Origin of the sequence: Bacillus sp. ISL-45 (assembly GCF_018613195.1) — a bacterium.
GTDB lineage: Bacteria > Bacillota > Bacilli > Bacillales > Cytobacillaceae > Mesobacillus.
On record NZ_JAGGQQ010000001.1, the window covers coordinates 179,947 to 201,863 of the forward strand.

The window sequence follows — 21,917 nt, forward strand, 5'->3', positions numbered from 1 at the left end:
TAGTCGAAAGCTTGTTAATCAAACGTTTGATTGAAGTGGTGTTAACCCTTATAGAATAAGAAAAACCCGCCGAACAGAGTTCGACAGGCTTACTTGAAGTTTATGACTGCTTTTTATTGCGCTTCATCATCTGGTTTGCAAAATAGAAACCCGCGGTCAATGAAAAAGCATCGACGACAATCAGCAGGAAAGAATCTGTATACCCTTTATAAACAGAAGCCGCAATCAACGCGACCGTCAACACGAGCGCAAGGATGTGGTTATAGGCTACCCTGGTGAAAAACACGACCATGAAACCAGGCAGGAACAGTGCGGACAAATATTTCAGCACCAATTGATTAAACACCTCATTCAGAGAAATAACGGAATTTTTCGACCATCTACTTAAAAATATATCTGTTTTGGCGGAAGGTTACAAGGAACTTCATTATGTTCCTTTAATTCTGTCTTGTAAAAAGGCTCCTTTAGGTACGATCTTGAGCAGTTCCGATAAATCCTCTATAGTATAATCCGCTTCCGCACTGTACCAATAGTCATCCCGCTTCCAAATCCCCATCATTCCGACCCTTTTGGATGCGGCCACATCATTTTCAGGATGATCGCCTACAAATATACTCCGAGATGCTGATACTGCAAGAACATCCAGCCCCTTCTGGAAAATCCGGGAATCAGGCTTCCTTAATCCCTCCGCTTCCGAGATCAAAATCGTATCAAAGTAACCCTCAATTCCTAAAGCTTTTATATTGGCCATCTGGAAATGGGTTTTGCCATTCGAAATCATGCCCATCTTCAAACCCATTTGCTTCAATTCCCCGAGAACGTCATGCAGGTTTTGGAATCCTGTACAGTAATGCTTGAAATTCGTTATGTAATCTTCTAATAACTCTTGCCATGTCACCCCGGCTATGTTCATTTCTATTAAAAGCTTGCTGTATACTTTGTCCTTCCACACGTATCCGCGGGCATCCAATTCAATGAACCTTTTTATATAAAGCTGCTTGTCTACCTTATTCAATTCAGGCTTAAAACGTTCGTATTGTTCTTCAATGAACTTCACAAGAGATGCTTCTCGATCCAGCAAGGTTCCGTCAAAATCAAAAAAGACCGCTTCTATATCCCTCAAGCTAACTCCCCATCTTTTAAAACAGATTCTTCCTTATAAATGTGTCGGAATTGAAAAAGGTTTTTATATGCTGCAAAAAAAGAACAGACCAGTTTGGCCTGTTCTCATTCTACCTTATTTCAAAAATGCGTTATAGTAGCGTGTCATGGCAACGGCAAAGTCGCCGCGAGTATTTTTCACTGAAGGGTTGAAGCTTGCTGTTACCTTTGGTTTTAAATCATATGGCCCCTGTGTTACAGCGAATTTCGCATTGAGGATGTTCAGGTCGAGAGCCACCTGGACATATCCTTTCAAGTGTTCAGGTACTTCTGAGGCATCAGAAATCGCAATTCTTTCATTGTTATATAGTACTGTCAGATCACCGCTGAACTCTTCCGCCTCTTTTTGTAAACCTAAGGCCTGAACCAGTGAGTATGCTAACTCTGCACGAGTCACACCATCCTTTGGCGCGAATTTGCCGTTTGCTGCCGGCAAAATGACCCCTTTCTGGATATGCTGCTGATCGCGGAAGGAAGCTCCTTTTGCTGTTGCTGCTTCAACGAATGGAAGGTCTGCGCTTGAAACATCTGAGAAGCTCGGCGCTGAAGGCAATGCTTGCTTGATTTCAGCACCCATCACCAGATATTTTGCCAGCTCTGCTCTTGTTAAAAACGCATCAGGTTTGAAGGCTCCATTCGAGAAGCCATCAAATAATCGTTCACTTACACCCAATTTAATGGCATCTGCTGCCGGATGGCCGATAATGTCGTTCAGTCCTGAAAACCCGCTGACCTTCGTGAACGCCATTTCGCCTTTTACTGTTTCAGGCAAAGCCACGCCGAGTGGATTGGCTTCTGCACCGCGAAGTCCGCGGATTTCAGCCTTCCATGCTCCAGGTGCCGGAGAAGTCACCGATACGGTGCGGTCATAGTAGAGCGGGAACAGCAGGCTGACACCCGAGCTGTATTCGGTGCCATCCGGAGCGATCAACACAAGGTTAATCGGATTGCCCGTTTGCTCCATGAGACCCGCCCCATCTACTTTTGCCACTAAGCTGGACATCCCTTCGTAGACTGTGAATTCATATTGGTTGTCAGAGATAAATGTCAGCGGATTGTAATCAACCGAGAATTCCTTGCGTTCTGTTGATGATTCGACATTGCTATAGAATGTCTGGGTTGAGTTCAGTGTTGCTCCATATGATGTATCATTGAATGCCTGATCAATCGCTGCATAGGCATTCACATATCCTGCGCCAGCCTCCCAGGTTTCATAGCCTGGCATATTCGTAGCGGTCTGTTCAAGAATCGACTTGATTTCAGCCGGCGACAACAGCGGGTTCGCCTCCAGCATCAGCGCGACGATTCCTGCCACATGAGGCGTCGCCATCGAAGTTCCGCTCATGGTTGTGTAATAAGGAAGGTACGCCGTTTCGATTGTTTGGGCATCCTGGTCGATTGCAAGGCTTGACACTGGTGCAAGCACTCTTGTTGATACAATATCGACACCAGGAGCCGTGATTGTTGGTTCATCCTTCCATGTCCATTCCTTTCCATCCATTGTAAAAGTGCCGCCTACACCCTTCGTGCCTCTTGATGAGAAATCTACCAGTGTTCCATCTTTGACTCCCGCAGCGACTGAAATGACCCAAGGAGCCTTTGCATATGGGTTATGTGTGTTCTCTCCAGGCCCTTCATTCCCTGCCGCAAAAAGAACCGTGATACCGCGGTCATGCGCTTTTTTGCTGGCAATGTTGATTGGATGATTCGGGTCGAAGTCCCCAGACGAACCCCAGGAATTCGTGATGACGCGGATATTGTATTGAGACTGATGGGTAATCGCGTAGTCAAAACCGCCAATGCCATCAAGGACGAATAATGCAGCTCCTGAACCGTAACCAATCAAATCAGCACCAGGTGCAGCGCCTTCATACTTACCCCCAGACATCGCGCCAGTTCCGCCGACCGTGCCGGCAACATGTGTACCATGGCCGGAATTTGTATCCGTATTAGGGACGTTTTCCTGGTAAGTGATTGGCAGCAAGCCTGGTGCCAATGCATTAAGGTTGGTGGAGCCCATGACATTCTGGACAAGGTTTTTGCCAAATTCGTGGTCCTTATGTGTTCCATCAACACCACTGTCGTTCACGACGACTCCGACCCCTTTGCCTGAAACAGGCAGGCCGCCGTTTGCTTTGCGGAAGCTGTCGTCTGTCCTCGCTTTATCGACGCCGGTGATTGCAGTGGCATCTGCGTTGAAGTAACTTAGTTTTCTGTTCATGTAGATCGATTGTACTTCCGGATTTGCCGCAAGCTTTTCAATTTGCGCTTTTGTCGCGATGACCCCGGCAATCGGCAAAGATTTCATGCTTATGCCCGTTTCAATGCCGAGCGACTTTAACAATGATAATTGCGACCCAGTCGGTGCGCTGTCGCCTTTAAAGGTGACGATGACCTCCAGCGAGCTTGCAGTGTCAAGCGCCTTGCTGACAAGTGGATCGATAACAGCCAGGCTGCTCGCCTTCCCCTGTGGTGCAGCAAATACCGGAAAAATGAGTAACATGGCCAACAGCAGATACATAAAACGTTTCATCTAATTTCTCCTCTCATCCAGTTGAAATTTTTGAATATTCCTAACTTAATTATCATGAAATCACTGCTGGAAAACTATTCTTCAAAGGTTATAAAATCGATTTCCAGAATATCTATTCTGGCATCGTACAAAAGTTATAGATGGAGTAGTGCTATCTAGAGGGGAGTTTCTTCCAAAATTAGGATGACGGCACGATTATCAGGTTTTTTCGGGCAATTAATCTCATAGTTCGGGCAATTATCGTGGTCGATTGAGAGATTACCGTAAAGTTTCGGGCAATTAGCTCCACTGAGTAAGAGAATAATTTTTCCAGCATCGAAATGGGCCATATCAGAGTCCATTTCCCCTAAAAAAAGTCCTCTTACAATGTCAACTTCCTCTAAACAAAACAATTTTGCAGACTCGGATTCTCGATTCCAGTGAGAAAGAGAGTTTTTCGATCGATTTCACGCTTCATTCGCAATTTTTCACCTCAATCACTGTCACCAACCATCGCAGCGGAGTAAAAATCTCCCTTGCCCGGGCAAGGGAGATCAACTCATTATCATTTATTCTTTTTAAAAGCTGCATCCACTGCCCCATATGCATTCACATAGCCTGCGCCAGCTTCCCATACTTCATAATCCGGCATGGCTGTCGCCGTTTTTTCGAGGATCGACTTCACCTCGGATGGCGACAGTATTGGATTCGCCTCAAGCATCAACGCTATGATGCCTGCAACATGCGGAGCGGCCATCGATGTTCCGCTCATCGTCGTGTAATAAGGCAGATAGGCGGGCTCAATGTATTCAGCATCCGCAGTAGCACCAAGCGCCACGAGCGGGCTGATGACTCTCGTTGAAATAATGTCCACTCCAGGCGATGTCACGGTCGGCTGGTCTGCCCAATTCCATGTCTCGCCATCGACGGTTACCGTTCCGCCACGGCCTTCTTCACCGCGTGAAGAGAAATCTGCCAGCTTGCCAGACTTATCACCAGCGGCAACTGTAACGACCCAAGGAGCTTTTTTATAATTCCCGGAAATCGTATTAGCGTCGGGACCTGAATTTCCTGCGGAGAAGACCGTTACGATCCCGCGGTCATACAGTTTTTTCGTTGCGATATTAATAGGATGATAGGGATCGAAGTCGGTCCCGGCGTCTCCAGTGTCTCCCCATGAATTGGTGATCACGCGGATGTTGTATTCCTGCTGGTGGGTCAGCGCATAATCAAAGCCGCCAATTGTATCAAGCATCGCGACTGCCGCGCCTGACCCGTAGCCAATCAGGTTCGCGCCAGGTGCAACTCCCTCATATTTGCCTCCTGACATCTCGCCAGTTCCGCCGACGATACCGGCTACATGCGTACCATGGCCGGAACTTGAATCAGTGTTCGGGACATTTTCAACATAAGAAACAGGCAATAAGGCACTAAGCGCATTCAAATTAGTCGATCCCAGTACATTTTGGACGAGATGGCTGCCAAACTCCAAATCGCGATGTGTCCCGTCAACTCCGCTGTCATTGATGACGACGCCAATCCCTTTGCCAGTTACCGGCAAGCCGCCATTCAGCTTTCTCATGGTTTCATCTGTCCGAACCTGGTCCACTCCGGTGATGTCCGTCGCTTCCGCATTTTCATATTCCAGCTTCTTGTTCAAATAGATGGAAATGACCTGGTCACTTTGAGCCAGCTGGTCAATCTGTGATCTTGTCGCAAGAATTCCAGCGATCGGCAGGCTATTCAGCGTCAAACCCTTGGTGATGCCAAGCGACTCCAGAAGATTCACCTGCTCTGGCAGGACACCCTCTTCACTTTTAAAAGTTACGATTGCTTCGACAGGAGTGATGGCTGTCAAAAGCTTTTTCGTCAGTTCAGGATCAACAACCGCGTTGACAGGCTCAACCGCCTTTGTCGCCGTCCCGGGAACGAGCGATGCAAACACCGTCGCAGCCATCAGGATAAAAGATAAAAATGCAGCTTTAAACTTCATTAAATATTTCAACTCCTTAACATTTTTCTTAATATTCCCACAATATTTACATTGAAACTATTCTGCATTGGAATTAAAAAATAATAACCTCTGTACTAACCTCGGTTACTACTAAAGTAGTATCCAGGAAAACCGCTCTAAGTGAATATGCTTTTTCTCATTAAAAAAGAGCCCTCTTTAAGAGGACTCTTCCTATGCCCCGCCGGATGTCGGCGGGATTGGCACGAGCTGGTGCTGGACGGCGTGGATGACGACCTGGGAGCGGCTTTTGACGTTCAGCTTTTTGAAAATTTTGCTGACATGGATTTTGACGGTTTTGTCGCTGATGAACAGGCGGTCGGCGATTTCTTTATTGCTGAGCCCTTCGACCAGGCAGAGCAGCACTTCCTTTTCACGCTCGGTCAGGGTCGTGCCCTCCTGCTGTGCTTGTTTTTGCTGGTGGAAGGCGAGCAGCTTCCTCGTCATGGACGGATGGATCACCGATTCTCCGCGTGCGACGGTCCGGATAGCCTCGACGACCTGGTCGGAAGGCGCATCCTTCAGTAAATAACCGTCCGCCCCTTCACGGATTGCGGACATGAAATATTCCTCATGGCTGTGCATCGTCAGCACAAGAACTTTGATATGCGGGTATTTCTTTTTCAAAATGCCCGTGACTTCCACACCATTTTTCAGCGGCATGTTGATATCCATTAAAATCATATCCGGCTTGCATTTTTCCACCTGCAACAGGGCGTCGTCGCCAGAAACAGCTTCGCCGACGACTTCGATATCTTCTTCAACCGATATGATATTGCGGAGCCCGTCGCGGAGCACGGCATGGTCATCCACTAGCATGAGCCTGATCATGTATGTTTTCCCCCTCGATTCCCATTCTAGGAACGGTGATGCTGACTTCCGTTCCCGAGCCTTCCTTGCTGTCAATCTGCAGGGAAGCGCTGATTTTTTCGGCGGCATCGTTCATTTGCAGGATGCCGAAATGCGGTTGGTTCCTCGCCTTCAGCATCGCCTGGAACAGCGAGAACCCTTTACCTTCATCTTTGACTTTTAAAAGGATATGCTCCGTTTGATAGCTTAAAAGAACTTCCACCTTCAGTGCCTGCGAATGCTTGATGGCGTTGTGAAGGCTTTCCTGGAAAGTGTCGAACAGAACCTTTTCAACCATCGGGCTAAGCTCCTGCTCCTGCCCCCTGATCTCAAATTCGATATCCTGCCGGTATTCCTTCTGGACAGCTTCGATTTTTCGTAAAATCGCTTCTGCCAGCGTCGCTTTTTGAGTTGGATATGGGCGCAGCGCGTAAATTGATTCACGTACCTCCTTCAGGCTCTCCCTGAGTCCGCTGACACTTTCGTCCATAAGCTTCCTTGTTTCCTCGGGATTTTTAGCGAATTTCTTCCCCGCCGTTTCCAGCTTCATGACCGCACCGGCAAGTGTCTGGGCCACACCGTCATGGATGTCTCGGGCAATCCGATTCCGTTCCTCAAGGACAATCACCTTTTCTTTTTCGGTAAAAAGCATCCTTGTCTTGATGATGACGGCGAGCTGGTTGGCAAGCGTCGCAATGGATTGGACATCATGGTCCTCAAAGCTTTTCGTCCGGCTTCGGGCAACAATGAACATTCCAATAGTCTCGTTTTCAATGACAAGCGGTGAGTAGACGAACGCCTTCACGTCTTCTTCAAAGCAAGCAGACGCTACACCGCCATCTTTTTTGCGGTCATTATAGACAACTGGGCTGCGCATTCCATCAAATTCAGCAAACGCCTCAAATGACAGCTCGCATTTCGCCCGTGTCCTGCCATCTTTGAAGCTAAGCTCCCATTCACCATCCCTCTTGATCCATAGTAAACTGGCCTCTGCACCAATCAATTCGTTAAAGCTTCCTCTTAAAGCTGAAAGCCAGTCCTGCGAAGGGAGCATCTGGTTCAGCTGTGAAGTGATCGAAAAAAGCAGCTTCAAACGGTTTTTCTCTCTTTTCAGCCTGGCGATCGTTGCGCTTAACAGCGAGATCCCGACAAGCGGCGAGAAAAAGAAGAAGTAAGCGAAGACATCGATCTCCCCGCGATTTTCACTGCCGACGACATAAAGGGTGATTCCGTATATCAAAGAGATACCCGCACTATTCAGTTCTGTGAGCGTCTTTTGCTTCCAGGTTTTAAAAGAATAATGCTGCGGCCTAATCACCAGAACGAGGTCGACAAGTAAGTTGTTGACCAAGACATAGATTGCCAGCAGCAAAATATAACCCAGCATTCCCTGGATGATCGGTGTGAGTGCCAGCTTCTCCAGCAGAAGTTCTATAGATGGCTGCATTATAGCGGCAGCGTAAAAACTGAGCACCAGCTGGGCAGGGTTGAACAATACAGTCCGGAGCGGCCTTCTATGGATGAAGTTCACGATCAGGACGGCGCTTGCATAAGCAATCGCAGTAAACGGGAATCCGTACAGCAGAAATAATACGTAGACAACCGGGAATGTGATCGCCGTATGGCCTCGCCAAACCGGCATAGGATAATACTCGCTAATAAGGAGGAATAAAAACAAAAGAGCTAAAACAACCGGTTCTCCGGGTGGCTCCAATTTTATGGAGGAAAAAAGGATGAGCAGCCAGCCAATCAATGAAATTGAGTTCATGAACAACTTTGCGTATCTTTCCCGTTTTTGCGTAAGATCCTGTTTCAAGCAGTTCACCTCTCGCATATTAGAATTTTCAGTTAATTAATTTTATCTCGGTAAAGTCCAAAACACAAATAAAACCCACTCACTGGCCGAATGGGGGTACCACTAGCCAATGGATGGGCCAAACTCACGAAGAGTTTTGTTGAACACTATTATGGCAAAACTTTTGCGTGCCGACTATTCATCAAACGGGGTATTTTCATAGTACGAAAGTGTTATAGTGATGTACTTCCCCCTACATTCCCCTGTTCTTCCTCACCAAATCCTTATGATTGAAAAAGTCGCTCAGCGCCTTATTGATCATCGCCACACTCAGGGCAGTCAATGCGAAAAACAGGATCGGCACATAGACAATCCACTCATAAGCAAGCATGAAGCGTTTGTTGAGGCCGATTAGCCCTGACCATTCATGAGTCACTGATGAAGGAGGGCCTTCGCCCATGATGGTCCCTCCAAAGAGGACCAGCATGACACCAAGGTGGACGAGCAGCGTCAGCACCTGCAGGAACTGCTGGCTGAACATCAAAATCCATTCTTCATACAATTGAGGTAGCACGTGTTTAAAATAGATATGGCGCTTGCTTCCGCCAAGCGTAATCGCCGATTCTATGAATTCTTCCTTCCAGACCCTTCGCTTTTGCTCAATCAGCTGGACGGTCAATGCCGGGAGCGCAATCACGACCAGAATGATAAACTCATAGACTACCCTGACCCATAAAGGGTGATGGAAGCCGTGAATTGTATACATGACGACCGTGACCAGCAGGAAATAGGCAATCAGTGTCTGCGGGAAAAACGACAATGGTTCAGAGACCGCCTTTATCAGGTTAAAGATCCGGTCCGGAACCCGGAAGAGAAAATAGCTGAATACAATCGATAAGAGCATCCTCAGTAACGCGACAATCAACACGATGCCAATAGAATATTTCGCCCCTTCAATTACCGTGTGCAGCATATCATAGCCATACATATCCGATCCAAGAATAAAAACATCAAACGGCGGGTATGGCGGCGCTTTTTCAAGGGTCCCATCTTCAAGGTAGACGAACTGGACTTGCCTGATTTTCCCGTCGTTCACAACGGTGTTCAAAATGCTCAATGTCAACAGGATCGTCAGAAAAGATAATCCAAATATGAATTTTTTTGTTTTCAGCAATCTGATCATATGGATAACCTTTTAATATCTAGTAGTCTATAAATCAAGAAAAACGGCGTGAAAAACAGGATACAGCTGAACACAAACAGCTCGACAGAAACATGCTTGATATTGAACAGCATCAGGCCATCTAGATTAAAGATGTATTCGACCATCACAAGCGTCGAAAGCATCATCCAGACAATTGTCTTGAAGTGCCCTTTCAAATTCTGGCTGATATTGCGGACGACATGGAAATTCAGCATATAAAAGTAGGACAGGCCTTTTGCTTTCGCTAATAATATGTACTGTTTATCTAGCTCTTCAAAAATTTTGAGGACGATGACCTGCGTCAAAAACAGAATAATCGGCAGGCTTAGGCTGATGAGCGGAAGCAGGACGGCCTGGTTATCGCTTCCGAGCGAGGTCGTCTGGACGAACTTAACCCCAAAGGTTTTAAAAATCCAAATTACTCCTGCCTGGAGCAGGAACATCCATAGCACATCAGGAATTGACCTGATGATTTCTATGAAGCTTAGAATATAGTCTTTTTTCTTTTCAAAAAAGAGCACGATCAAATAGGATAGCAGGAACGCCAGCGCTGTGGCCGCAAACAAGGCCATGCCCAATGTCTTCATAGAATAGAAAAAACGGCCCAGCACCGCCGGCAGCATCTCGTGCTGGCCATTATAAGTCAAATTGCTCAATGTGAAAATTTTAATGGTCAATTCCTTTATACTGTTAAAATAGCCCGCTGTATCATATGTCAAATCCCTCAAAAGAACCGGCAGGCTCCCTATAACAATAAACAGAAGCACGCCTGCTATGTATTGAATAATGATTTTTAATAAGCTCAAAGAACCTGTCTTAACCATTTTTTTATCTCCTAAATTGAAATTCACCTCTCATTATATGAAATTTTTAGGTGATATTACAGTAATTCCTAAGTTGGGGTCAGGATTTCTTCTTTTTCACAAGATGATAAAAAACAAGCAGCATGCTCTGAACAAAGAGATAGATTGGGAATGACCACTTCATTTCGTAGCCTTTGTCATAATGCATCATGCCAAGCTTGAGACCGATCCATTCCATCAGTACTGATATGGCCGACCATAATACAATATACAGAACCGTCCTTTTTCCGGAAATCCTCAATTTTACATAGAAATAAATAAAAAAATAACTGTAGGGGCCATACGATATATAACTCAAAAAATCAATGAATTGATAGGAAGAATCATCATTCACATCGTAAAAATCCCATGGCTTCACACTGATGGTGTGGTCGAAGAACAGGACAGTATTAACTCCAAAGAAATAAAAGGCTATCGCCTCCAGCTTTCTGAAAATTTTCGGTGCAAGCCAGACAGCAGCGTGCAGTCCAATAAGGCTGCCAATAATAAACCACTCATTTTCATTAAAAGCGTGCTCATATACCTTCATGGTTGTTACTCTCCTGGACATTATTAGGCAAAATCATTTTCATGACCCCCAGGGCGACTAACAGATAAAATGCATCAACAATGCCACTGAACCCCAGGTTCCAGTGGGTATATTTGAGGATCCCGAAAGAGATATTCAGCCAGTCAAACCCGATTAAAATGAATGTAAATAATAAATAAAGAAATATTTTATTTTTTCCGGATTCCTGCCTTAAGTAAAAATTGATAAATATAATGACAACAGCAGGCAGAAAAAGGTTTCGATAAAGCAAAAATGAAAGATAATCCCAATGCCCTCCAGACTTCTCCATCAAATGAAATTTCATTCGTACCAATGTCAGGTAATTGGTTGCAATAAAAATCGTCACCATATATAAAATCGAATTCCGCAGAAAGTTAAGTGGTTTTCGTATGTAAAATAAACTATGAATGACCAGAATCGCAATTGTAAGATAAAGTGGAAGAGCCATAAAAACATCCTTAATTAGAATTAGTTTCTACCTGTTAGCTTTGTCCAAACGCAGTAATTCCTATCCATAAAAACAAAACTAAGCATACAGCTTGATGCTGTATGCCTAAGGTTTAATAGTTGTTTGCACAGGCAGACATGTTTTCTTTTGTGGTTTGCGGGTGGCAGTGTGATTCTGGATCTGGCGCTTTTTCGAGTGCCATCCATTTCCCCCGCTTGAATTGGATAGCAAGGACAATGGCACGGAAAGCAATGTCGGCGCCAATCGCGATCCAGACGCCCGGAAGGCCCCAGCCCAGCTTGATTCCCAGAAGATAGACTAGCACGGTCCGAACAGCCCACATCCCGAATCCTGTCAGGTACATCGGGAACTTGGTGTTGTTCGCACCCTGGAAGGCACCTGTCAGGACCATCAGTACGGCTAGGAATGGCTGGAAAACTCCTGAGATTTTCAGTGCTGTACCGATATTGTTGATAACCTGCTGATCTTCGGTAAAAAAGCTGCCGGCCCAGTCGCCGAGGAAAAATAGCAGAGCACCGAGTACAGTCATCGAGCCGACTGTGAGATAAGTCGATAATCTGGCATAATGCTTGGCCTCCTCAAGATTCCCCGCTCCGATTTGCTGCCCGACGAGGATAGTTGCCGCTGTCGCAAATCCATACCCGATCATATAAGAAAATACCTCTACATTCCCGGCAATCTGGTGGGCGGCAAATGCATTAGTCCCGAGGGCCACGACGAAACCGAAATAAACGATTTGCCCCGCGCGCATGACCAGCCTCTCACCTGCAGCTGGAGCTCCCAGGGTTGTCAGCTCCATCAAATGAGTCTTGTCAATGCTCCAGTAATCCTTGCGGAAAGTAAGCGTTTCTGTTCGATTCACATAGTAAAATAACGCAATGCTGCCAATCAGCCGTGAGAATACCGTGGCCAATGCGGCTCCGACAATCCCCATTTCAGGTATGAACAAGAACCCGAAGATGAGAACGTAATCCAAAACAGCATTGATAATATTGATGACAATACTGACCTTCATCGGAGATTTTGTGTCGCCTGCCCCGCGAAGGATGGCGCTTAAGACAAACATAAAACTCATCACAATGGACGGAATTCCGACAATCCTGAAATAAAGGGCTCCTGCCTCGAGCACTTCCGCTTCTATGCCCATAAGCTTCAGCAGCGGCTCTGCAAATATCATCGTTATGATTCCTGTTAAAATACCAAAAATCGCTGCAAGGACGATCGATTGCTGTGAAATATGCCGGGCTTTTTCCGGCAGGTTCGCACCCAGGAAGTTCGCAATCCTGACATTGGCCGCTACCCCGATTGCCATGAACAAGGCAAAATAAATAGCGAGGACTGCATTGGTTACCCCTACTGCAGAGACTTCGGCCAGCCCAATTTTAGAAACAAAGTACGTGTCAACAAATCCGAGGACCGTCTGGAAAAAATTCTCGATAACCGCCGGGATTGCCAGCACAGTAATGATTTTCAGCCGCCCTCTGTCTGTTTGCGGCATGCTGATATTCCCTTCAATGACTTTATCTTTCAACACATCCAACCTCCTTATCTTGGAACTAAAAGAAAAGCACACTATGACAGTGTGCATTTGTTTTTAGCATGGCCTACTTCTGGACCTCTATGACAAAAGGAGCGGTATAGAGTTTGCCTTTATACTTGAACTGTCCCAAGATTTTGTACAACCCTTTGCGAGGGAAACTTGTCATATACTCAACTTCTGGGCCTTTTGTGTTTTCATCGGCAGGATGGACATGCAGGAACTCATTCATATCCTCACTGACAATCACCACATGCCCCGCAGAGCCAAGATAAGGCTCGAGTTCAGTAATTGGGCTGCCATCCCCATCGCTGAGTGCAAAAATCAACTTTAGATGCTCATTAACCTTAGCTTCAGGGAGGATAAGCTCGATTTCAAGATCATCTACTCTCTTTTTCAGAACCTTATCAGCGTTAATCTCTTCATTGGATTCTGCTCCAGTCACGACAAGCTCATGCGATGCCAGCTGTTGATCCGCCCCTTCAGGCAGGAAGTCTGCATACAGCTTATATCTCCCTGCTTTGGGGAAGGTCGTCTTAACCTGGAACCTGCCCTTTCCGAGATATGCAGGATGAAGGTGCAAGAACACAGATAAATCCTTTTTGATTGCCAGAAGGTGCATTTCCTTTTCATGGACTACAGAGAACCCCTCAATAGCCTGGCCTGCTGTATCTTTGATTTCCAGGAGGATGTCCGTCTCCTTATTGGTTTCAGCTGTCACAGGGTTTGAGGTCCAATCGACCTGCACTCCGGCTGCTTTCTTCTCCCCTGCAAGCTGGCCGTGTCCCTCGTGGCCGCCATGACCAGAGTGGGAATCTTGCGTACCCTGTTCCGGATGATGGCCATGATTCTCATGCATGGCACCGCCGGCCTGGCTGCTGTCTCCATGTAAGCCGTCTTGCTGTGAATGGCTGTTTTGATTGCCACTGACATGTTCAGGTTTACGATTCATCTTCTCAACCTCCGTTTTGCAAGTTATTCTTCCATCATATGGCTGAAATGATTCACTACTTTCTTTTGTTCTTCCGGTGTGCCTAGCGGGGTTACGTCCGCTTTATTTTCCTTAAGGAACTCAGTGATCATGTTCAACAGCTGCACTTGCTGCAGAGCCATTTCGATATGTGTTTGCTTGACTCTTGGATCCTTCATCTTTAATGCAGACACGAAATTATCTTTTGCCATTGCCTCTGTTGAAGCCTTGATTTCCATGGCGATATGCCTGTCCATTTTCTGGGTTCCTCTCGTTGTTGTTTCTAATTGATCTTGCGGGATTTCATCGAAATCAGGCAGCTTCTCAAAGTCGCTTTCATCTGGATCAAGCATGTCCATCATGATACGCACATGGCTTCTCATGATTCCAACTTTTTTATTAAGCAACTCTATTAATTTTTCATCCTTTGCTTCTTTTCCCAAAAGCTTTACTTTCATGATCATGCCGTCATGGGCGGGTAAGTGGGATGTGATCAACCCTAAATCAGACGCTGGAAGTAACATATGAATTTCCTCCTTTTTAATCGTTGTCTCAAATTACAACTACCACCTTGAGGGAAGCCTAAACTCCATAGAAAATGCATATTTAGCTGAAAGGGCCCTAATTGTTTGCAATACTATTTTGGTGCTTATAAAATACTTTACGAGGTATATATAAGATTAAAGATTATGAAGCATCATAAGGACGAGCAGGACTTCTAAGGAGGAGCAAAAGTGAAAAAGGTACTCATAGCAGCAATCATCATTCTAGTATTAGTCATAGCCGGCGGCTGGTTTTTCATGAGAAACATGGGCGGTATGGGCGGAAATATGCCCGGCCAGGGCGGCGGCATGATGAACGGCGGAGGTATGGGAAATGGCGGCATGATGGGCGGAGGTTCAGGCGAGGTTGAGGATATGAAGAATGACTCTTTTGGAGAGGCAGAAAAACCTCTGCCGATTCCGCCAATCCTTGAAGATGAGAATCCAGACCCTGGCAAGGCAGAATTCACTCTTGTTTCCCAAAAAGGATCTGTGGAATTTTTAGCAGGTAAAGCAACAGACACGTTTGGCTACAATGGGGATTATTTAGGACCGGTCATCCGTGTGAAGAAGGGTGACGATGTCTCCGTCAAGGTGAAAAATGAGCTGGATGAAGCGACAACACTTCACTGGCATGGACTCGAAGTGGATGGCGAGGATGACGGCGGGCCGCATAGCGGAATTAAGCCGGATACCACGTGGAATCCGGAATTCACCATCGAACAAAACGCAGCCACATTATGGTACCACCCTCACCTGCTCCATAAAACAGGTGAACATGTGTACAAGGGACTTGCCGGGTTATTTTTAATCGATGATGAGGAAAGTGAGAAGCTTGATCTGCCTGACGAATATGGCGTGAATGATATTCCGCTCATAGTCCAGGATAAGCAGCTCGATGAAAATGGCCAGTTTGAGTATGATTTAAGTATGCACGATGTGATGATGGGCCTTCAGGGGGACACGATCATGGTCAATGGAGCCATCAACCCCTATGTAGAGGTACCAAAAGGCAAGGTGCGCTTCCGGCTGCTGAATGGATCGAATGCGCGGATCTACCAATTCGCACTGAGCAATGGGCAGGAATTTTACCAGATTGGTACAGATGGCGGACTTTTGGAAGAACCGGTAAAGATGAATAGCCTAGTGTTGAGTTCGGCGGAGCGGGCCGAATTAATCGTCGATTTTTCCGAGTATGAAGAGGGCGAAAGTGTTGAACTGACGGATCAAGGTATGTCCTTCATGAAATTTGTTGTGACCGGGGAGGAAAAAGGGCCAAAAGAAATCCCTTCCCAACTAGTTGACATTCCGGACGCCGATGAATCAATGGCCTCGAGGACGAGGGAGTTTGTCATGTCAGGAATGGGCCGAAATGTCACCATCAATGGCAAACAAATGGATATGGACCGGATTGACGAACAGCTGAAACTTCATGACACCGAGATCTGGGAAATTTCAAACGAGGGAATGGGAATGATGGGGAATAACATGGGAATGGCCCACCCCTTCCACGGACACGGCACCCAATTCCTGATTCTTGACCGGGACGGCAATCCCCCGCCTGCCAACGAACGCGGCTGGAAGGATACGATTTTGGTCGAGCCAGGCGAAAAAGTGAGGGCCATCGCCACCTTCGACCATAAAGGACTGTTCATGTACCACTGTCATATCCTCGAACATGAAGATGCCGGGATGATGGGACAGTTTAATGTAGAATAAATGTTGAGCTCCGGTTTTTACCGGGGCTTTTTTGCGAAAAAAAATAGCATAAGCCCGGGAGACTTATGCTGGTTTCTTGAGGCTTACAATCTAATGAGGTTTCTTCCACCAATTCTTTAGTGAAATAAGTAGATTTTTTACAGATCAATCAGCTTTATAACTTATAGTCAGCTGGAATGAACTTATTTACGGTTAGGATTCATTTATTTACGGTTGGAATCCATTTATTTACGGTTGGAATCCATTTATTTACGGTTGGAACTATTTTATCAACGGTTGGAGCTTTTTTATCGACGGTTGCAGCCAATTTAACTACGGTTGAAACACAATGGGCTTTTTAGCAATAATGGAGCAAGGAATTGCCAGCAGCCCTATTTACTTAAGTTGCTGCTTTATTCTTGCTAACTCAATTGCTCCATGAGCTGTTCTTTTCCGATCCGCTTGATGAATTTGTACATTTGCTCGCGTTTTCTTCCTTGCTCACTATAGATTTCGATCAATCTGTCTACCTTTTGATAAAGTTCATCAGGTGTCAGCTGTTCGAATAAAAGGGTTCCAGCTGCAGCGTCCTGGCCCTTTGATTTTCCGCCCGCATAGAGATTGTAGCCATCGTTAATTTTCATAATCCCGATGTCATAGATCAGCGGTTCACCGCAGCCAACCGGGCAGCCCGTATAGGCTGGTTTCAGGGTAAAAGGAACAGCTTTTCCGACAATCCTATTGTTGAGTTCGATTGCGACCGGCATCCCTTCCTCCTCAGCTCCTTTGCAAAAATTGCAGGTGCGCAGGCTTTTCACGAAGCTTCCGACCGGATAGCAGCTGAGTCCCGCCAGTTCAAATTCTGCGATTGCTTCATCTTTTCTGCTTTCCGGAATTTCGATATACAGCTGCTGAAACGTTGTCAGCTCCAGCTCCTGATCGTCTTCCAGGTATTTTGCCAGGACGATCAGTTGTTTGGCATTCAGCTTTGCTCCAAAATTTATGCCGCCGTTAACGGCCAGCTTGATTGTTTTTTCTGTTGCTTCCAATTACCTTCAATCCTCCTTCACCGTTTTATGGAATAAATTTATTTCCATCATACCGTGAAAAAATGGAGAATGTGTGGATTTTTTTAAATGGACGATGTTGTCAGTCCATTATCGTGATTCCATTAGGGATTTCACCGACGTCAATTGTTTCTACTTTCTTGCTGCCAAGATCAATAATGCTGACGGTGTTCTCAAACATATTGGTTACATAGGCGAATTTCCCGTCACTGCTTACAGTTACACCATGTGCCCCATTCCCTGTCGTTATTTCATCGACAATCGCCTTCGTCTCAAGATCGACTATTGTCATTGAATTTGAAGGTGATTCCTCTGTGCCCTGATTGGCGACATATGCATATTTGCCGTCCGGCCCTATATAGACCTGTGCCGGACCTGTACCAACTTCTACCTTGGCCACCCGCTTCGTTTCCAGATCCACTACAGCCAGTGCGTTTTCTGAGAAAAGGGTCACCGCCAGGGTCTTCCCGTCCTTGGTCACACCTGTTGTCACAGGTGTATTGCCTATTTTAATTCTTTGTTCCTCGAATGTTTCCAGATTAATTGCACTTACTGTATCCTCACCCATATTGGCGATATAGGCAAATGTGCTGTCAGCCGAGATCCTGAATCCATGGGGGCCATTTCCTGTTGGAATCGTTTTTAAAATTTCATAGGTTGAAGCGTCAATGACCGATACTGTGTCGTCTTCGTTATTCGTAACGAGTACGTATTTCCCTTCCCCGGAATACACAACATGCGCAGGATGATTACCTACCTCCACTTCTTTCAAAAGTTCATTCGTATAGGCATCATAGAATAATACTTTTCCCGGCTCCTCACCATGACCGCCATGGCCGCCCTCCATCTCTGGAACCAGAGTGGCGGCAACCACTTTGCCGTCAGGCGACAGCTGGATATTGTGAACCACTCCGTCAGCCTGGATGGTTTCAGCCACTTTATTGTCTTTTACATTAATCTTGCTGATTGTCCCGCCCTCATTTGCGGTAAAATAATACTTTTCTATAATTTGTTCCTGTTTGGCCGCCTTTACTGCAGGCTTCTCCTCAACCTTAGTAGCGGCATCCGAACCGCACCCCGTCAACACTATGCCAATAGAAACCATTGCACTGATAATTTTTACATTTAAACGACTCATCTTGAGCCCTCCTTTATGGGAATCTACCGTCATGATAATCCCTCTAATCCCATTGGAAATGTTAACTTCATCACAAAATTAAGTATTTCGATGAAAGGTTTTACAACTTTTTGAAATCGATAAAATCTGCAAATCTCTGATGTAAAATTTACTTTTTGTCTTCATTAGGGAAAGGCTATTGGTAAATTAGTTGATTATATTTCCTGATAAGTTATAATGATATCGGGTTTCGTTATTGGATTTCGATATCAATGAAAGAAGGAATTTTTATGGAGGATAAAGTCCTCAGGAAACTTTTTCTTGGATTCATCCAGATTCATATTTTGCATCATGCGAAGGAAGAGCCGATTTTTGGGCTATGGATGCTGGAGGAGCTCAAGGAGCATGGCTACACATTGAGCGCAGGCACCCTATATCCGCTCCTCCACACAATGGAGTCGGACGGTCTACTTTTAAAAGAAGAGAGAAATGTTGAAGGGAAAATCCGGAAATACTACCGGACAACAGATAAAGGCAATAACGTGCTCGATGAAGCCCGGAAAAAGGCTTATGAATTGTTCAGGGAAATCAAGGATTAAGTCAGCTTGAAGCGAGATTCCTGGGAGGGAGCAGTTTGTTTGAACTAAAGGATGTAAAAGTGGACGGAATACTCCATATCAATGAGTTGGCCATTCCGGACAATCAATTCACCTGCATTATCGGACCAAGCGGCAGCGGAAAATCGACGCTGTTGAGATTATTGAACAATCTGTCAAGCCCGGATCATGGAGAAATTCTTTTCAAAAATAAATCCATCAGCACCATGGACCCCCTTCAACTCAGGAGATCCGTCGTCATGGTTGCACAAGCTCCAGTCATTTTTGAAGGAAGCATGGAAGACAACCTGCAGATTGGCCTTTCTTTTTCCGAAAAAGAGCCGGCCGGTGTAAAGGAAATGGAAGAAATGCTTGAACTGTTCATGCTTGATAAACGTCTTGACGAAGATGCGGATCACCTTTCCGGAGGCGAGAAGCAGCGGCTTTCCTGGGCACGGGCGATGCTGCTTGATCCCGAAGTCTTTTTGCTGGACGAGCCGACCTCTGCGCTGGATGAGGAAACGGCAAAAAACGTGCTGATGAGGTTCCATGAATATGCCAAACAGCATGCTAAAACGGTCATCATGATCACCCATTTCAAGGAACTCGCACAGCTTGTCACCGATAATACGATTGACATGTCACGCTATTCCATCACAGGCAAGGTCCGCTGATGGTTTCTAGCGTATCCTTTGAAAGGCGGGAAAGCTGATGGAAAGTGTCATGGATCTGGCATTATGGCAGCTCGCTGCTGCTTATATCTTCATCCTGATTTTGATCGTGATTGTCAGGGTCCGCGGGATTCCCCGTGAAAAAGAAATCCTGCTGGCGACTGCCAGGATGTCGCTGCAGCTTATTCTCGTCGGTTATTTGCTCGTCTACCTGTTTGATAACCCGAGTCCGTTTTATACCTTGCTGATCATTGCCATCATGCAGATTTTTGCGATTTATAATGTTTACAAACGGACGAAGCACCCACTCGGCGGGGCAATGAAAAAGCATATTGCTATCGCGATGGCAATCGGCATCCTGACGAGTCTGTTCTTTTTCATTCTCGTTGTCCTTAACGTCACTCCATGGTATGAACCGCGCTATTTCATCCCGATTGCCGGAATGATCATCGGCAACTCTATGACAGGCATCTCGCTTGGGGTGAACAATCTGATGTCAGGGTTCGACGCCCATAAAGCACAGATTGAAGCTGCGCTCATGCTCGGGGCAACCCCTAAGCATGCTGCCAAAAAGGTGGTCAACCAGGCTTTTGATGCCGCGATGCTTCCGACGATAAACTCAATGGTCGGCATGGGAATCATTTTCCTGCCGGGGATGATGACAGGGCAGATCCTGTCCGGAACGTCGCCAATCGTGGCCGTAGAATACCAGATTGCCATCATGCTCGGGATTGTCGGGAGCGTGTCACTGACGGTAATTCTTTATTTGCAGCTGGCCTATAAATCGTTTTTCAATGAAAGATTACAATTAGTTATGAAGGAGAAAAAGAAATGACAGAAAAGAGAAGTGTTTCTTTCCAGTCACTGCTGGAAATTTTGATGGTTTCCACTAGGCTCGGCCTGACATCATTCGGCGGGCCTGTCGCCCACCTCGGCTACTTCCATGAAGAGTATGTCCGCCGCAGAAAGTGGATGGATGAAAAAAGCTATGCCGATTTGGTGGCATTGTGCCAGTTCCTGCCCGGGCCCGCAAGCAGCCAGGTCGGTATTGGCGTTGGCTTGATGCGCGGCGGACTGCTAGGAGGCCTGTTCGCCTTCCTGGGATTCACGCTCCCTTCGGTTTTGGCACTGATTATTTTTGCGATTATTTTACAAGGGTTTGATATTGCCGATGCAGGCTGGATTCACGGTTTGAAAATTGTCGCCGTTGCCGTCGTTGCCCACGCGATCCTCGGTATGGCGCAGAAACTGACTCCCGACCTGCCGCGTAAGACGATTGCATTATTTGCGCTTGCTGCAACGCTGCTCTGGCAAACCGCGTTCACGCAAATCGGCGTCATTATCGTCGCTGGCATTTTAGGATACGTTTTATTCAGGTCCCATCATGCCGCAGAGGATGACAGGATGACTTTTTCAATCTCCAAAAGTGTGGGCTACATCAGTCTTGCCCTGTTTTTCGGCTTGCTGATCCTCCTGCCGATTTTACGTGAAGCGACTTCATTGAACTGGATCGCGATGTTCGACAGCTTTTACCGTTCGGGATCGCTCGTGTTTGGCGGCGGCCACGTTGTCCTGCCCTTGCTTGAACGCGAATTTGTGCCGACAGGCTGGCTGAGCGAGGAAGCCTTCCTTGCTGGTTACGGCGCTGCCCAGGCTGTTCCAGGTCCATTGTTCACATTCGCTGCCTATATCGGCGCGATGATTAACGGCTGGCAGGGCGGATTGCTCGCGACAGCCGCGATCTTTTTGCCGGCATTCCTGCTGATCCTCGGTACTCTGCCATTCTGGGACGCTTTAAGGAGAAATAGCAAAATCAGCCGTGCATTGATGGGCGTTAACGCAGCAGTTGTAGGAATCCTGATTGCCGCGTTCTACCACCCAATCTGGACGAGTTCAATTCTCGAGCCAATTGACTTTGTGTTCGCGGCTGTGCTGTTCAGCATGCTCGTATACTGGAAGCTTGCTCCGTGGATTGTCGTTGTTACCGGAGCGGTTGGCGGATTGATTTTATCGATGATTTTTTGATTTTCTTGCCTTATTTTTGAAAAAGAGAAACTGGGGGGTGCGAACTTCCCGGTTTTTTGCTGTTTTCAGTGTGGCAAACAGCAACTTTCGGATTAATCTCCCGAAGAATGGCAATAATCTCCCGAAGAATGCAGATAATCTCTCAATCAAATGCATTATTCTCCCAAAAAGGAATCATAATCTCCCAAAAAGGAATCCTAATCTCCCAAAAAAGCCTATTAATCTTTCCTTCAACCATAAAATGTAAAAACTCCTGACCTACGCAGCAGCGGCCAGGAGT

Annotated in this window: 21 protein-coding genes; 6 read left to right on the forward strand and 15 right to left on the reverse strand. The window is 46.2% G+C overall.

Annotated elements, in window-relative coordinates:
• Window positions 1-100 precede the first annotated feature (100 nt).
• From J7E35_RS00940 to J7E35_RS01000, 13 genes are all read right to left on the reverse strand, one after another.
• Window positions 101-334, reverse strand: a complete 234-nt coding sequence (locus J7E35_RS00940; protein ID WP_214776393.1) for a CsbA family protein — start codon at window positions 332-334, stop codon at window positions 101-103.
• A 93-nt stretch (window positions 335-427) separates the two neighbouring features.
• Complete coding sequence (locus J7E35_RS00945) at window positions 428-1,123, reverse strand: HAD family hydrolase (protein WP_251040687.1); 696 nt, start codon at window positions 1,121-1,123, stop codon at window positions 428-430.
• 114 nt (window positions 1,124-1,237) lie between these two features.
• On the reverse strand, window positions 1,238-3,694 hold the full coding sequence (locus J7E35_RS00950) for a S8 family serine peptidase (protein ID WP_214776334.1): 2,457 nt from the start codon (window positions 3,692-3,694) through the stop codon (window positions 1,238-1,240).
• 544 nt (window positions 3,695-4,238) lie between these two features.
• Window positions 4,239-5,666: a S8 family serine peptidase gene (locus J7E35_RS00955; RefSeq protein WP_251040688.1), complete on the reverse strand. Its 1,428-nt coding sequence runs from the start codon at window positions 5,664-5,666 to the stop codon at window positions 4,239-4,241.
• 192 nt (window positions 5,667-5,858) lie between these two features.
• Window positions 5,859-6,515 (reverse strand): response regulator, encoded by a 657-nt coding sequence (locus tag J7E35_RS00960; RefSeq protein ID WP_214776335.1) that lies wholly within the window; start codon window positions 6,513-6,515, stop codon window positions 5,859-5,861.
• Window positions 6,490-8,349, reverse strand: a complete 1,860-nt coding sequence (locus tag J7E35_RS00965; protein WP_214776336.1) for a GAF domain-containing sensor histidine kinase — start codon at window positions 8,347-8,349, stop codon at window positions 6,490-6,492. Before J7E35_RS00965 ends, J7E35_RS00960 begins: the two co-directional genes overlap by 26 nt.
• A gap of 232 nt (window positions 8,350-8,581) precedes the next feature.
• Entirely contained in the window at window positions 8,582-9,511 is a 930-nt protein-coding gene (locus J7E35_RS00970) for a peptide ABC transporter permease (protein ID WP_214776337.1), read from the reverse strand.
• Entirely contained in the window at window positions 9,508-10,356 is an 849-nt protein-coding gene (locus J7E35_RS00975; RefSeq protein WP_214776338.1) for an ABC transporter permease subunit, read from the reverse strand. Before J7E35_RS00975 ends, J7E35_RS00970 begins: the two co-directional genes overlap by 4 nt.
• 79 nt (window positions 10,357-10,435) lie before the next feature.
• Window positions 10,436-10,924: a hypothetical protein gene (locus J7E35_RS00980; protein ID WP_214776339.1), complete on the reverse strand. Its 489-nt coding sequence runs from the start codon at window positions 10,922-10,924 to the stop codon at window positions 10,436-10,438.
• Window positions 10,911-11,393 (reverse strand): hypothetical protein, encoded by a 483-nt coding sequence (locus tag J7E35_RS00985; RefSeq protein WP_214776340.1) that lies wholly within the window; start codon window positions 11,391-11,393, stop codon window positions 10,911-10,913. Before J7E35_RS00985 ends, J7E35_RS00980 begins: the two co-directional genes overlap by 14 nt.
• 112 nt (window positions 11,394-11,505) lie before the next feature.
• On the reverse strand, window positions 11,506-12,912 hold the full coding sequence (locus tag J7E35_RS00990) for an MATE family efflux transporter (protein WP_214776396.1): 1,407 nt from the start codon (window positions 12,910-12,912) through the stop codon (window positions 11,506-11,508).
• 106 nt (window positions 12,913-13,018) lie between these two features.
• Window positions 13,019-13,903 carry a hypothetical protein gene (locus J7E35_RS00995; protein ID WP_214776341.1) on the reverse strand — a complete coding sequence of 295 codons (885 nt, stop codon included), beginning with the start codon at window positions 13,901-13,903 and terminating at the stop codon, window positions 13,019-13,021.
• A 23-nt stretch (window positions 13,904-13,926) separates the two neighbouring features.
• Window positions 13,927-14,445, reverse strand: a complete 519-nt coding sequence (locus J7E35_RS01000; RefSeq protein ID WP_214776342.1) for a hypothetical protein — start codon at window positions 14,443-14,445, stop codon at window positions 13,927-13,929.
• A gap of 210 nt (window positions 14,446-14,655) precedes the next feature.
• Here J7E35_RS01000 and J7E35_RS01005 point away from each other — a divergent pair, with 210 nt between their 5' ends.
• Together J7E35_RS01005 and J7E35_RS01010 are read left to right on the forward strand one after the other, a co-directional pair.
• Window positions 14,656-16,182, forward strand: a complete 1,527-nt coding sequence (locus J7E35_RS01005; protein WP_353050321.1) for a multicopper oxidase family protein — start codon at window positions 14,656-14,658, stop codon at window positions 16,180-16,182.
• Window positions 16,183-16,358: 176 nt separating this feature from the next.
• Window positions 16,359-16,523 (forward strand): hypothetical protein, encoded by a 165-nt coding sequence (locus tag J7E35_RS01010; protein WP_214776343.1) that lies wholly within the window; start codon window positions 16,359-16,361, stop codon window positions 16,521-16,523.
• A gap of 60 nt (window positions 16,524-16,583) precedes the next feature.
• Here J7E35_RS01010 and J7E35_RS01015 read toward each other — a convergent pair whose 3' ends face one another.
• A complete protein-coding gene (locus J7E35_RS01015; protein ID WP_214776344.1) occupies window positions 16,584-17,210 on the reverse strand; it encodes an NAD(P)/FAD-dependent oxidoreductase in 627 nt (208 codons plus the stop codon).
• Between the two features lie 100 nt (window positions 17,211-17,310).
• On the reverse strand, window positions 17,311-18,366 hold the full coding sequence (locus J7E35_RS01020) for a YncE family protein (RefSeq protein WP_214776345.1): 1,056 nt from the start codon (window positions 18,364-18,366) through the stop codon (window positions 17,311-17,313).
• 269 nt (window positions 18,367-18,635) lie between these two features.
• On the opposite strand from J7E35_RS01020, the gene J7E35_RS01025 reads away from it, so the two are divergent.
• The 4 genes from J7E35_RS01025 to chrA are packed head-to-tail and all read left to right on the forward strand — an operon-like array spanning window position 18,636 to window position 21,637.
• A complete protein-coding gene (locus J7E35_RS01025) occupies window positions 18,636-18,944 on the forward strand; it encodes a PadR family transcriptional regulator (RefSeq protein ID WP_214776346.1) in 309 nt (102 codons plus the stop codon).
• A gap of 35 nt (window positions 18,945-18,979) precedes the next feature.
• Entirely contained in the window at window positions 18,980-19,615 is a 636-nt protein-coding gene (locus J7E35_RS01030) for an ABC transporter ATP-binding protein (protein WP_214776347.1), read from the forward strand.
• 37 nt (window positions 19,616-19,652) lie between these two features.
• Window positions 19,653-20,447 carry an ABC transporter permease gene (locus J7E35_RS01035; RefSeq protein WP_214776348.1) on the forward strand — a complete coding sequence of 265 codons (795 nt, stop codon included), beginning with the start codon at window positions 19,653-19,655 and terminating at the stop codon, window positions 20,445-20,447.
• Entirely contained in the window at window positions 20,444-21,637 is a 1,194-nt protein-coding gene (gene chrA / locus J7E35_RS01040) for a chromate efflux transporter (protein ID WP_214776349.1), read from the forward strand. The genes J7E35_RS01035 and chrA overlap by 4 nt, the downstream gene beginning before the upstream one ends.
• Window positions 21,638-21,917 lie beyond the last annotated feature (280 nt).